At 35.2% G+C, this 14,450-nt stretch carries 11 protein-coding genes and 1 pseudogene; 3 read left to right on the forward strand and 9 right to left on the reverse strand.

Annotated elements, in window-relative coordinates; all coding sequences use genetic code 11:
* The first annotated feature begins 60 nt into the window (after positions 1 to 60).
* Entirely contained in the window at positions 61 to 564 is a 504-nt protein-coding gene (locus ES724_RS07780; protein ID WP_146931819.1) for a hypothetical protein, read from the forward strand.
* Positions 565 to 608: 44 nt separating this feature from the next.
* Here the strand turns inward: ES724_RS07780 and bshA are convergent, their stop codons facing one another.
* The 7 genes from bshA to ES724_RS07815 form a co-directional block, all read right to left on the reverse strand.
* Positions 609 to 1,748, reverse strand: a complete 1,140-nt coding sequence (bshA, locus tag ES724_RS07785; protein ID WP_146931822.1) for an N-acetyl-alpha-D-glucosaminyl L-malate synthase BshA — start codon at positions 1,746 to 1,748, stop codon at positions 609 to 611.
* Between the two features lie 3 nt (positions 1,749 to 1,751).
* Positions 1,752 to 4,673 carry a glycoside hydrolase family 3 N-terminal domain-containing protein gene (locus tag ES724_RS07790; protein ID WP_146931825.1) on the reverse strand — a complete coding sequence of 974 codons (2,922 nt, stop codon included), beginning with the start codon at positions 4,671 to 4,673 and terminating at the stop codon, positions 1,752 to 1,754.
* Positions 4,674 to 4,680: 7 nt separating this feature from the next.
* The gene (locus ES724_RS07795) at positions 4,681 to 5,166 is read right to left on the reverse strand and encodes an ABC transporter ATPase (RefSeq protein WP_146931828.1); all 486 of its coding nucleotides are present in this window, start codon (positions 5,164 to 5,166) and stop codon (positions 4,681 to 4,683) included.
* A gap of 131 nt (positions 5,167 to 5,297) precedes the next feature.
* The gene (locus tag ES724_RS07800) at positions 5,298 to 6,089 is read right to left on the reverse strand and encodes a (Fe-S)-binding protein (RefSeq protein ID WP_146931831.1); all 792 of its coding nucleotides are present in this window, start codon (positions 6,087 to 6,089) and stop codon (positions 5,298 to 5,300) included.
* Between the two features lie 93 nt (positions 6,090 to 6,182).
* Positions 6,183 to 7,523 carry a (Fe-S)-binding protein gene (locus ES724_RS07805; RefSeq protein WP_146931834.1) on the reverse strand — a complete coding sequence of 447 codons (1,341 nt, stop codon included), beginning with the start codon at positions 7,521 to 7,523 and terminating at the stop codon, positions 6,183 to 6,185.
* A 7-nt stretch (positions 7,524 to 7,530) separates the two neighbouring features.
* On the reverse strand, positions 7,531 to 8,481 hold the full coding sequence (locus ES724_RS07810; RefSeq protein ID WP_146931837.1) for an MlaD family protein: 951 nt from the start codon (positions 8,479 to 8,481) through the stop codon (positions 7,531 to 7,533).
* 45 nt (positions 8,482 to 8,526) lie between these two features.
* Positions 8,527 to 9,654: an N-acetylmuramoyl-L-alanine amidase family protein gene (locus ES724_RS07815; protein WP_146931840.1), complete on the reverse strand. Its 1,128-nt coding sequence runs from the start codon at positions 9,652 to 9,654 to the stop codon at positions 8,527 to 8,529.
* Between the two features lie 179 nt (positions 9,655 to 9,833).
* On the opposite strand from ES724_RS07815, the gene ES724_RS07820 reads away from it, so the two are divergent.
* Positions 9,834 to 12,494 (forward strand): putative LPS assembly protein LptD, encoded by a 2,661-nt coding sequence (locus ES724_RS07820; protein ID WP_146931843.1) that lies wholly within the window; start codon positions 9,834 to 9,836, stop codon positions 12,492 to 12,494.
* Positions 12,495 to 12,510: 16 nt separating this feature from the next.
* Complete coding sequence (locus ES724_RS07825) at positions 12,511 to 12,891, forward strand: RidA family protein (protein WP_146931846.1); 381 nt, start codon at positions 12,511 to 12,513, stop codon at positions 12,889 to 12,891.
* Positions 12,892 to 12,900: 9 nt separating this feature from the next.
* Here ES724_RS07825 and ES724_RS07830 read toward each other — a convergent pair.
* A pseudogene (locus tag ES724_RS07830) lies at positions 12,901 to 13,244 on the reverse strand (methylglyoxal synthase).
* A gap of 132 nt (positions 13,245 to 13,376) precedes the next feature.
* A complete protein-coding gene (gene pfkA / locus ES724_RS07835) occupies positions 13,377 to 14,363 on the reverse strand; it encodes a 6-phosphofructokinase (protein WP_146931849.1) in 987 nt (328 codons plus the stop codon).
* Positions 14,364 to 14,450 lie beyond the last annotated feature (87 nt).

The raw sequence follows: 14,450 nt of genomic DNA on the forward strand, positions 1-14,450 counted from the left end.
TTGGCTTTGCGTGTAATTTTAACGTTTAAATTTGCTGAAACAAACTAAAATAAATTAAAAATGAAAAAATTAATTTTAATGGCAATATTTGCACTTGGAGCAACGGTCGCTACCAATGCACAAACGATCTCTGAAAATGCGCTAGGTCTGCGTCTTGGAGGAGGAAACGGAACTGGGGCAGAAATTTCTTACCAAAGAGCTGTAGGAGGAAATAATAACAGACTGGAATTCGATTTGGGATGGAGAAATGACAATAATAATTACGATGCGATAAAACTTGCAGCTTTATACCAATGGGTATGGAATATTGAAGGTGGTTTTAACTGGTATGTCGGTGCCGGTGGAGGTGTTGGAAGTGTTTCTGACAGCAGAGATGTTTATGATGACAACACTTTTATTTTCCTTGCAGGAGATATAGGAATCGAATATAATTTCGATATTCCTTTATTGATATCATTGGACTTCAGACCTGAAATTGGTTTTTACAACGACAACTATAAAAATAATAGAGGACTTAACGATTTCTCACCAGATATCGCACTAGGACTTAGATACCAATTCTAGACCTAAAAAATATTTATATAATAAAGGCTGAAAGAATTAAAACTCTATTCAGCCTTTTCTATTTCCATTATTGCCTTTTCATATAATTTTTCATAGATAGGCACTATCTTATGGATATCGAAAGCAGTAGCTTGCTCGCGCGCATTGAGTTTGAATTTTTCTAGGGTGCTTTCATCTTCTAGTATTTTAATAGCATTTGCAGCCATCTCATCTATATTTCCAACCTCACTTAAATACCCGGATATTCCGTGTATATTAACCTCTGGAAGTCCACCACTATTGGAAGAAATGACTGGCACCCCATTTACCATAGCTTCTAAGGCTGCTAAACCGAAACTCTCTTTTTCTGAAGGCAACAAGAAAAGATCTGAAAAACACAATATCTTATCCACCTCATTACTCTGCCCTAGAAACACTACTTTATCCTGTAAGCCTAGTTCTTGTACTAAAAATTCTGCTTTTTCTTTTTCAGGTCCTTCCCCAACCATTATAAGTTTAGATTTTATAGTCTTTTGAACAATATAAAAGATTCTAATTATATCTAAGATCCGTTTTACGGGCCTAAAATTACTTACGTGAGATATGATCTTTTCGTCTTCATCTGCCATTAATGTACGTTGGCACTCTGTGAATCCGATCTTGTATTTTGCAACATCAATAAAATTTGGAACAACTTCGATCTCCTTTTTGATCTGAAATAACTTTAAAGTATCTTCTTTTAAAGATTGAGATACAGAAGTAACAACGTCACTATTATTAATACTAAAAGTGACAGCAGGTTTGTAAAAAGGATGATTTCCTACTAGTGTAATATCTGTACCATGCAATGTGGTTACCATAGGAATAAAGATCCCCTCTTCTTCCAACATTTTTTTCGCCATATACCCAGCATAAGCATGTGGTATTGCATAGTGTACATGTAAAACCTCTATTTTATGAAGCTTTACCATGGTTACTAACTTACTGCTTAAAGCTAATTCGTAAGGCTGAAAATGAAAAAGTGGATATTCGGGAACATTAACCTCATGAAATTTGATATTTCCGGTAAGTTGTTCGAGACGCACAGGTTGCTTATAGGTTATAAAATGAATCTCATGGCCTCTTTTAGAGAGTTCCATGCCTAATTCTGTTGCCACTACTCCACTCCCGCCAAAAGTGGGATAACAAACTACACCTATTCTCATAAATTATTCCTCTATAGATTCATATATAATACGTTGTATCTTTTCTCTAATGTTCTCTCTAATCAGTTTCCGGTTATTTACATCCGGATAGGTTCTATTAGATAAAAACACGTAGACTATTTCCTCCTCAGGATCTGACCAAGCTAAAGTACCGGTAAATCCTGTATGACCAAAACTAGATAAAGAAACACAACCACAGGTAGGACCTGCAGTGCCTAGTTGAGGTTTGTCGAAACCAACTCCTCTCCTTACGTTTTGATCACAATAATAACAGTTATTAAATTTATCTAGGGTTTCTTGTTTAAAATATTCTTTTCCACCATAATTACCCCCGTTTAAATACAATTGCATCATTTTTGCCACATCTGTAGCATTACTAAACAGCCCGGCATGACCTCCAATTCCGCCTTGCATTGCGGCACCTTGATCATGAACATGTCCTAAAACTTCTTGTTTTCTCCAGAGTCTATCATATTCTGTTGGTACAATCCTACTTGTATCTATATCGTTTAAAGGTAAATAAGTAATAGTATTTGCTCCTAAGGACTTATAAAAATGCTCTTTTACTAAATAGCTTAAAGAAGAATTATAATAATCTTCAATATAATATTTCATAATATAAAAAGGTAGATCACTGTATTTGTAAGCTAGTTTAGATTCAAGCTTACTATCTCGTATAGTCCCCATTATAGAATCCCGTAGATCGTCCCTTATAAACATTTTTTTTGCAATCTGCGTGTTAAAAACATCCATAGGTTCTTCCCTATAATATTTAACAGACCTCCCTTTTGTCTCCTTGTCTAAAGTGGATACATAAAAAGGAATCCAAGGTTTTAATCGGGCATAATGCATAAGCATATCCTGCAACTTGATATTAGCTTTATTGGAACCCTTGAAAAATGGCATTAGGTCTCCTAATTTCGAATTAAATTTAAGCTCCCCTTTACCTTCAAGCTCAATAATAAATGGTAAAGTCGCAAGTATTTTAGTCAATGAAGCCAAATCATATACTGAAGAATCTGTTACTTTAATAGTTTTCTCGTAAGTATGAAAACCGGCATTTCTTTCATAAATCACCTTGCCTTTTCTGGCTATAATCACCTGCAATCCGGGAGTCATTTCTTCTGAAATAGCAACATTAATCAATGAGTCTATTTCTTGAAGTTTATAAGAATTCATTCCAACAGCTTCAGGATACCCGTATGATAATCGGTTTAAACTTTTAGTGTAATATCCTGTACCTGCAGGAAATTCTTGACTAATACTTACTGGTAATCTTCCTTTCGCCCCTAAAGCTCCAAAAATAATTTCTGCAGATTTTTTTTGAGCAGCTTCAGAGTTTTGATAACTCATTACTATTCCTTCTATATTACTAGAGGAATTGAGATCCATAAGAGCGTAAGGTTTTGTAAAGACATCTAAAATAGTGAGATTATTTCTTGATATTTCGTGAATCCAACTCAACTCTTCCTCAGTAAAAGCATATTTTGCCCAAGGAGAAGCATTGGATTTATGATATCCAATAATCACTTGATTATAATTTTTTAATTTTTCCAACAATTCATCCAACTTGGTAGCTTTAACCCAATCTACCTGTGCATATTTAGATAACTGATTATAAAACGCAGTGCCATCATCGTCTCCTAATTTTACATAGGCTATCTTTTTATCGCTAAGCTCTTTAATAGGAAGAATGCCAACATCGTTCTTAATAAGCGTTATCGCATTCTCTATAATTTCATCATAAAGAGCAAGATCTTCTATTGTGTTGAGTTCTGAAATAAGATTTGTAGTATCTACGGCTTTATAATTATGTAGTCCCGCTTTATATTTCGCAAATAATATCTTTCTAACAGAATGTGCCATTCTCACTTCTGAAATAGTTCCGTCATTATAAGCCGCCATGATCTTATCGACAGCTTTAGGTACATCTTCAGAGATCAACAAAACATCGTTACCAGCCATAAATGCTGCAAGGTCTATTTCACCAGGATTTTTAAAATTCGATGCCCCTTTCATATTAAGAGCATCTGTAAAAATAAGACCATGAAAATTTAATTCCTTCTTAAGTAAATCGTTTACAATTGTTTTAGATAAAGAAGACGGAATGGTTTCTTGTGTTTCCAAGCCAGGTACATTAAGATGCGCAACCATAATACTGGAAACTCCTTCTTTAATTAGCTTTTTAAAAGGATATAATTCTATGCTATCTAATCTGCTTTTGGAAAAGGAAATTGTTGGTAAGGTTTTATGCGAATCTCTTTTAGTATCTCCATGACCGGGAAAATGTTTTGCACTGGAGAGAACTCCTTCCTTATGCATCCCTCTCATGAAAGAAACCGACTTTAAAGTGACATTTATTTTTTCCTCCCCAAAAGAACGATTTCCAATAATAGGGTTTAACGGATTTGTATTGATATCTACTACCGGAGCAAAATTAATATGTACTCCCAACCTTCTGGAATTGCGGGAGATAGCAGCCCCAGCTTCTTCTATTAATTTAAGATCTTGAATGGCTCCTAAGGTCATGTTCCATGGGAGAGCAAATGTAGAATCCAATCTCATTGCAAGGCCCCATTCTGCATCCATTCCAATAAGTAAGGGTGTTTTAGAAAGCTCCTGAAATTCGTTATTTAATTTTGCCTGACGCTGTGGCCCACCTTTAGAAAATATGATTCCTCCAATATGATAATCTGCAATTAGCTTACGAACTTTATCAACATCTTTCCCATTTTTATTAGAAAACACATCTACCATAAATAACTGTCCTACTTTTTCCTGCAGGCTCATATTCTCATAGATACTATCCACCCATACCTTCTGATCTTTAAAATCTTTTGCAATTAGCGGATTATTATTCTGAGAAAAGCAAGTAAGAGTAAAAAATAGAATTAATAGAGTTGAATAAAATTGGGGTATTTTCATTCAGTATTTAGTTTAAGAAACGATTATGCCAGCTATCTGATGCAGGTACTTCCCAATCTGATAAATATTCACCTTTGTTATTTACCAAGTTATTAAATACAATAGTATTTTTGCTAACCGCCTTTTCCTTAGCCATTTTTCTGAAATCTATTAAGGTTTTATAAGCAACAAACTCCCCTTGCTTATAACTTACATTCATTTTATCTAAAAGATCTACATTGTACTTCTGTTCCAAATCCTGGATAAACTTTACAGAACTATCTATAGAACAGCCTGTAGCAGCATTTAATTCCTGATCTAGCGCCAAGGTGATAAAACGTTTGTATTTTATTTCGAAAGAAGCTTTAAGATCTGCTCCATGGGCAGTCCATTGTGTAATAAAGCTCTCTAATTTTGAAGTGATTTCTTTTAGTTCTAGATCTGTAAATGATCTATTTGACTGGTATATCCAAACTCTAGAAGAATCTGGTAATTCGGTAAAAGGTACTAGCATATTTTGTGGAGTTATATTTTTACAAAGCTACTTTTTTAAAGGGATAGCTTCAAATATAGTACCACTAAAATGATGAAGTTAACACCAATTTATTAGTTAAATAATTGCGAATAATATTCTGAGTTGGAATATTAGAGATCGTGAGCATTTGCAATCATTTCTGCAACATCCATTACCTCGATCTTTTCTTCTTGGTTTTTACCCTTAACACCATCTGTCATCATTGTATTGCAAAATGGACAACCAGCTGCTATAATGTCTGGCTTAACTTCCATTGCCTGCTCGGTACGCTCTATATTCACGTCCTTATTTCCAGGTTCTGGTTCTTTAAACATTTGTCCACCACCGGCACCACAACAAAGACCGTTAGATTTGCACTTACGCATTTCTACTAATTCCACTTCCAGTTTCCTTAGCAGGTCCCTTGGAGCTTCATATACGTTGTTAGCACGACCTAAGTAGCAAGGATCATGAAAAGTGATACGTTTTCCTTTAAATTTACCACCTTCAACTTTTAATCTTCCCTCTTCTAAAAGTGATTTTAAAAAGGTAGTATGATGCATTACCTCATAATTCCCTCCTAGTGCAGGGTATTCATTCTTAATCGTATTAAAACAGTGAGGGCAAGCAGTTACAACTTTTTTTATCTCGTAACCGTTAAGCACTTCTATATTAGTTACAGCTTGCATCTGAAAAAGAAACTCGTTACCAGCTCTTTTTGCAGGATCTCCAGTACAACTTTCTTCAGTTCCAAGAACAGCAAAATCTACTTTAGCTTCATGCAACAACTTTACAAATGCCTTAGTGATCTTTTTAGCTCTATCATCAAAACTTCCAGAACAACCCACCCAAAATAGGACTTCAGGTTTTTTTCCTTGAGCCATATATTCTGCCATTGTTGGTACTTTGATTGCTTCTGCCATTTTAAATACTTTTATAATTCAGTGATTCTCAATAAAACATAAGAATCTAATTTTTAATAACTTAAACTACTTTAATTGAAGTTTCAATTCAAGCTAATTTTCCTTAGCCCAATTCAATCTGTCCATTTGATTGTAAGGCCATGGAGCTCCATTATTCTCTATATTGGTCATTGCATTTGCAAGATCTGATGGTGCTGCACTTTGCTCCATTACCAAATAACGTCTCATATCTAAAATAATAGATAATGGATCTATTCCTATAGGACAAGCTTCAACACACGCGTTACATGTGGTACAGGCCCAAAGTTCTTCTCTTAAGATATAGTTATCTAGCAATTGCTTGCCATCATCCTCGAAACTTCCTTTTTCATTAATAATGCTCCCAACTTCTTCCAGTCTATCTCTGGTATCCATCATGATCTTTCGTGGAGATAACTTTTTACCGGTTTGGTTGGCTGGACATTCATCAGTACAACGACCACATTCTGTACAGGTATAAGCATTCAATAACTGAACCTGATTCAAGTCCATTACATCTGATGCCCCAAATTTCTCAGGAACTTCATCTTCTGCTCCTTCCGCAGGCATCGCATAAGGATCGGCATCTGGATCCATCATCAACTTTACTTCGTTAGTAACTGATTCCAAATTATCAAATTTCCCTTGTGCAGTTAATTTTGAAAGATAAACATTCGGGAATGCTAATAAGATATGAAGGTGTTTTGAATAGTATAAATAATTCAAGAAGATTAGAATTCCAACTATATGCAACCACCAAGCAGTTCTTTCTATAATTATAAGAGTTGCAGTACTGAATCCTTCAAACCAAGGCAATAAAAACTGACTTACAGGAAAAGAACCTGCGATACCAGCATTCTGTGCATAATGATCTGCTCCATTAAGCTGTAATTGGTAATCTGCTCCATTCATAGTTAAGAAAAGGATCATAAGAACCATTTCAAAATATAGAATATAATTTGCATCATTTTTAGGCCAACCTTTCAGCTCATTACCTAAAAAGCGATAAATATTGGTCACATTTCTTCTCAACCAGAAGATGATTACTCCCAATAACACAAGTAGAGCTAAAATTTCAAAAGTAGCTATTAAGAAATTATACCCAGATCCTAGAAAAGAAAGTATTCTATGGGTTCCAAAAACCCCATCTATAATAATTTCTAAAACTTCTATATTGATAATTATAAATCCTACATATACTATAATATGAAGAAATCCGGCAAAGGGTCTTTTAACCATTTTAGATTGACCTATTGCTACTTTTGCCATTTTAGCAAACCGCTCCCCAGGATTATCTGATCTATCAACTTTTCTACCTAATTTTACGTTGCGGATTACACGGCGAATATTGAACGTAAAAAAACCAATACCAGCCACTAGGACAATAAAAAAGGCGATTTGAGCAATGAGTTGCATAGTTATTCTATTTTAAAGAATCTTTAGGAGCTTGATATGATCCTGATTTTTTACCGAATAATGAAAAGTGAACATATCTTTTAGGATTCAATTTAAGATCTTGTAATAATTCTTCTAACTGCTTAGTAGCACGGTCTAAATTATTATATACTTTATCATCATTAAGAAGCTTACCAGCAGTTCCTTTCCCATCATTCAAATTACTTGATAATTGCTCAAAATCTGCAATTACAGCCTCAAGTTTATTAGTCATTCCATTTAGATCAACCTGCGCAAGTGTATCTGAAAACTTGTTGAAGTTCCCGGACATCTCATCTAAGTTAGTAAAAGTTCTATCTAATTTTTCTGAATTACCAGCTACAATACCATTTAGGGAAGTTGCCGTGTTCTTAAAAGAACGCACTGTTTCAGAAAGATCGTCGAAAGTAGCAGAAATATTGTTTCTAGTCTCAGGATTCAGAACCTGATTAAAAGCATTAAGCAAAGAATCTGCACTTACAATTACTCTTTCTACTTTTACTTGAAGTGGAGTAAGACGCTCATTTACCAACTCCATAATACCCTCTTCAATATCACTAGGTAAAGTATCCCCGGTTTTAGCCATTCGTTTAGATTCATAATCTGGAACAATAGCAAGAGACTTCCCTCCTATTAAACCACCTCCATAAATTTGAGCCAAACTGTTCTGAGAAAATTTAAAATCGCTATCTACACTAAAGGTTACCAAAAGAATTCCTGAGCCATCTAAAAAGTCTATTTTATTTACTTGACCCACCTTTAAACCATTAATAGTAACTGCCGATGATGTGGAGAGACCCTCTACATCTGCATAAACTGCGTGGAATTTACGACTGGAGTCTAAGAGATTTTTGCCTTTAAGAAAACTATAACCAAATATTAATATTGCGATGGCTACAATTGCCAGGATACCAGTCTTAACCTCTTTAGAATATTTCAAAAGTATTTTTTTTACAAATTTAGAAATAAATATAGGAAAGTATAGCTATTTGGCCTGTGATTTTAACGCGTCATTAACTGTAATTTTAACCCCATCCTCAAAAGCTACTAAATAACTGGTCTTATAACCCTTAGTTTTAGCTTGTTCATGTAACTTTTGAATTTGAGAGTAACTAGAAGTTGCTCCAAAATAATATTTATACAGCTTCCCTTCTTTCTCCCTAAAAACAGGGGTAAGACCTTTAAAATTGGAAGATTTAGGCTCTAGCTTTTTAGAACTTGCAACCAGTTGCACTTTAAAGGTAATTCCCTCGTAATTATCCTTAAACACCTCAATATTACTTTCTTTCACAGTAACCTCGGCAGGAGCATTTTTCTCTAAATTGTCCAATACCCCAAGATTAATACTGTGACTATAGTCCCTAATTGCACCTACAATAGCCTCTGCCATTTTATTTTGACCGAAAGAACTATTTAAATATGGACCTTCTTCTTTATTCGATAAAAATCCGGTTTCAATTAATACACTCGGCATGTAGGTTTGATGAAGCACAATAAATCCTGCTTGCTTCACACCTCTATTTGTGCGCTTTAAATCGTTAGTAAATTTTTTCTGAACAAAATCTGCTAGTAAAATACTCTGGTCCAGGTATTCTTCCTGCATAATGGTCATACCTATAGAAGATTCTGGAGAGTTAGGATCGAAACCATCATAAGTAACTTCATAATCTTCCTCAAGAAATATCACAGAATTCTCTCGCTTGGCTACTTCAAAATTTGTTGAATTCCGATGTATTCCTAACACAAAAGTCTCTGTACCAGCTGCCTGAGAATTATGAGCATTACAATGCACAGATATGAAAAGATCTGCCTTGGCATCATTAGCAATCTTTCCCCTTTGTTCCAATGGTATAAAAACATCAGAATCTCGGGTATAGACCACCTTAATATCTTTATCTTTTTCCAGTTCGGCACCTATTTTAAGAATAATACTAAGTGCTATATCCTTTTCCAGAAACCCTCCACCCCTATTTCCTGGATCCTTTCCGCCATGTCCGGCATCCAAAACCACTACGAACTTAGATTTTTCGGTGTAGTTTTTGTTGGGGTTAGAAGCAGATAGTAGTATACCTGTTATTAATAAGACTAAAACTTTGAGACTGTTGGTTTTCATATATAGGTTAACGATTCTGTTAGAGCAATTATTTTATAATTGATTTTTTTAATTTCCCAAAAGGAAGCTAAAAAAATAAATGTAATTTTGACTATTCAAAAAGCAAGCCATTCTTTACAAAAATAGCACTTATACTATTGCAGACAAACTCACTTTATATTCTTTTAACAATTGTTTTAATGCTGCTATTTCCAGTATTATCTCAAGCGCAAGAAGTTAAAACAAAAGAAGAAGTTCGTATTAGCGCACAGAGGGATAGCACAGTTACCGTATCTGATTCGCTCTCTACTGCTACCACAAAATTAGCTCCTACTTCTACACAAACAGATACGGTAAAGAAAAAACCTTCTTTGTTAACCGATGTCGTGGCTTATAAGGCCGAAGATTATATGCGTTTAAGTACCAAAGAGAACAGAATGTATTTGTACGATCAAGCCCAAATCACCTACGGGGATATGGTGATTACTGCAGGACTTATTATTCTAGATAACGAAAAAGACGAGGTGTATGCATTTGGAATTCCAGATTCGTTGGGTAATTATTCCCAGACTCCAATCTTCACTCAAGCTCAAAATACGGTAAGACCAGACTCTATACGCTTCAATTTTAAATCTAAGAAAGCACTAGTCTATAATTCTAAAACTGAAGAAGGGGCATTTAAAGTAAAAGGAGAAATAACCAAAAGAGAAAATGATTCGGTTTATTTTATGCAAAATGTAAAATTTACCACTTCTGAAAACGAGGAGGACCCAGATTATTATTTTTTTGCAAGAAGAATAAAGTTTGTACCTAAAAAGAAAATTGTTACCGGTTTAGTAAATATGTACATAGCAGATGTGCCAACACCCTTGGGACTTCCATTTGGATATTTCCCGTTAACCGAAGAAGAAACTTCCGGATTCAAAATTCCATCTTTCGGACAGAGCAATAATAGAGGATATAGTTTGCAAAATGGAGGTTATTATTTTGCGATAAGCGATTATGTAGATCTTCTGGCCTTGGGAGATTATTACACCAATGGTAGTTATGGAATAAGATTAGAATCCAGTTATGCTTTGCGTTATAAATTCCGCGGGAATTTAAGTTTTAGATATGAGAATCTATTAAATAGTGAGCGAGGCTTTCCAGATTTTTCAGAAACTTCTGTTTATAATTTAAGATGGAGCCATTCTCAAGATTCTAAGTCCAGCCCTAGTTCTAGGTTTTCTGCATCTGTAAACCTAGGGAGTAGTAATTACTATCAAGAATCGGTGAATCAAACCAACACTGCTAATTTCTTAAATAACACGTTGAGTTCTTCAGTGTCTTACTCTAAGTCATTTCAAGGAGAACCTCAGGTAAATGTAAGTGTTGCAGCTACTCATACCCAAAACAGTAATACAGGGGCGATAAATATGACATTGCCAACAGTGCAAGGAAGTGTTTCAAGGATCTTTCCTTTAGCACCAAAGTTAGGTGCAAAAAAAGGAATTATAGAAAATATCAATTTTCAGTATAACTTTAGAGGAGAGAACAGGATTCAAACTTTTGATTCTTTGTTTCTTAAACCTGAGATGTTTAGGGATGCAAATTTTGGTGCCCAGCATAGCATACCGATTTCTACTAACTTTAAGTTACTTAACTACCTAAGTGTGAGTGCCAATGCCAACTATGAAGAAAATTGGGTTTTTAAAACTTTTGACAGATCTTATAATCAGGAAAATCGAGAGGTAGTTATAGATACTATAGATGGTTTTGATTCCTTTAGAACCTATAATTTTAGTACCAGTATGGGAACTACTGTTTATGGGATGATGAATTTTGGAGACGATAAAAAGATCCAAGCCGTTCGCCATGTAATGAGACCTTCTATTAGTTACAATATTAATCCTGGATTCGACCAATACTATGATCAATATGAAATTATAGATGAATTGGACCCAACAAGAAACCAAGTTGTGGATTATACCAGATTCCAGGGCTCTTTATATGGTGCACCTGGTCAGCTTTACTCAAGCTCTATAGGAATGTCTATTAGTAATACGCTAGAGGCAAAGGTTCGCGATAAGGACAGCACTGCAACTGAAGCTAAAAAAATAAAATTATTGAATAATTTTAGTGTTAGCACTGCCTATAACCTGGCAGTCGACTCTTTAAATCTTTCCCCAGTAAGTATGCGGGGAAGTATTCCTATAATACAGGATAAGTTAGACATTAATGTAGGTGCAAATTTAGATATTTATGCCCTGAACAATAATAACAGAAGGGTAGACAAGTTAAATATCAATAATGGTGGGAGTTTATTTAGAATGACCTCTGCCAATGTTAGCTTTGGGTATTCACTTTCCAGTAAAGATTTTGAATTGGGTGGGGAGAACAAAGATAAATCTGAAAATGAAACTTATAGAAACGGCGGGCGTCGAGATGATCTTTTTGGAAAATCACCAGGATTAGATGGAGATTTTTATGATGATGAAGATGAACCTGATGATGATGAAGAGAAACCGCTTAATGCATGGTACAATTATAAAATCCCGTGGGATCTAAGGTTGGCCTACACCATGACCTACAATAACAATGCAAGGCAAAATGAGATTTCATCACATTCCATTATGTTTTCCGGAGATGTAGAATTAGCACCTAAATGGGGTGTTGGAGCTTCTTCTGGTTTCGATATTAAAGATGGAGGATTTACCTATACTCAATTAAGATTTCAAAGAGATTTAGATAGCTGGAGAATGAGCTTTAATTGGGTTCCATTTAGTGCGCGTAGTTCTTGGTTCTTTTTTATTGGAATTAAATCTTCTATCTTAAGCGATATTAAATATGATAAACGCCTTGAGCCAGACAAAAGTTTATAAGTAAAATAATTTTATTATGAAAAAAATAATCAAGACTTCCAATGCTCCTGCCCCAATTGGGCCTTATAACCAAGCTGTTTTAAATGGAGATATGCTTTACACCTCTGGTCAAATTGCAATAGATCCAAAAACGGGGAACTTAGTTACAGCCTCTATTCAGGCTGAAACTGAATTAGTAATGGAGAATTTAAAAGCAATTCTTACTGAAGCAGGAATGACTTTCGAAAATGTTTTGAAATCCTCGATCTTTATTAGCGACATGAATAATTTCGCACAGATAAATGAAGTCTATGCTCGTTATTTTAACGCTGAAACTGCTCCAGCAAGGGAAACAGTAGAAGTAGCAAATCTTCCAAAATTTGTAAATGTTGAAATTAGTGTGATCGCTTCTAAATAGCTTTTATCATTAATTTGCGGTGGCGGGATTAGTGGCTAGCGGAATATTATGAACTTCGCACAATCTCATAAGCATAAAGATGTCTGGTTCATGTGGATGCTTATCTAAAGGATCCCCAAAAAGATCACCATATAAATTTGTCCTTCTGCCACTCTAGAGGCAATTTGCGCATCACCACCCATTGGTGCAGATAATAATTTTTAGACCTTGAAACCCGCAGCTTCTGTTCTGGCATCTGTGGTTCCAGTGGTTATATGGTTGATTTGTTTTGAATGAAGCACCTCTTTGTATTCATTTAAGAACTGAACCATTTCTCGCTTTATACCGTTATGGGCTATAATTGCAATGGTAATATAATCAAGAACTTTGGGCAAGCCCACGAGGTATTTCCCGATGGTTCGGCAGGAAAATACTTTTAAAAATTCGAGGCAAACCCGCCTGAATGTTTCGGGCAGGCCTCGGGGAATTAAACCCTCAATGAGGGATTAAGTAGATAAAATGTCTGAAATTCTTAAGAGATCTAGATTTATATCATGTTTTTCCTTTAGAGCACTTTCTAAAGTACAGGATTCAATTTGGTTATTCACAAAACCAACCATCAAATCTCTTTTTCCTTCTAGTAAGAGTTCTACTGCTTTTACACATAATCTACTAGCCAAAACCCTATCGAAACAACTTGGGCTTCCTCCACGTTGAATATGGCCTAAAACGGTAACTTTAGAATCGTAATCTGGAAGATTTTTTGTTACATATTCTGCTAATTCAAAGACATTCTTTCCAATTTTATCACCTTCAGAAACCACGACTATGCTGGACATTTTACCTGAATTTCGGCTGCGTTCTAAAGAAGCTAATAATCGCTCTAATCCAAGATTTTCTTCCGGGATCAAAATTTCTTCTGCTCCAGCTCCCACTCCACTATTCAATGCGATAAATCCGGCATCTCTGCCCATCACTTCCACAAAGAACAATCTATTATGAGAACTAGCCGTATCCCTAATTTTATCTATTGCATCTACTACCGTATTTAAAGCGGTATCGTAACCAATGGTGTAATGGGTCCCAAAAATGTCATTATCGATGGTTCCAGGTACACCAATCACAGGAATATTATGCTCTTCACTAAAAATCTTTCCCCCTCTAAAAGTTCCATCTCCTCCAATAAGAATCATTGCATCAACATCAGCTTTTTTTAAATTATCGGCGGCTTTTTGTCTCCCTTCAGGAGTTAGAAACTCTTTAGATCTCGCCGACTTTAGTATGGTCCCACCTCTGGAAATGATATTTTTCACACTTCGGGCGTCCATTTCCACGAAATCTCCGTCTATCATTCCTTGAAATCCGCGATAAAATCCTACACATTGTATTTTATAATAGGCACAGGATCTGGCAACGGCTCTAATTGCAGCATTCATTCCTGGGGAATCTCCCCCAGATGTCATTACCCCTATTCGCTTGATAGTGTTACTCATAAATACTTCTTTGATTCCTAAAATTACAAAGTATAATTGAAACTGTTAAAAAGTGGATATTTATTTAACCTAAAAATAATAAAATAG

Origin of the sequence: Gillisia hiemivivida (assembly GCF_007997295.1) — a bacterium.
Lineage (GTDB): Bacteria > Bacteroidota > Bacteroidia > Flavobacteriales > Flavobacteriaceae > Gillisia > Gillisia hiemivivida.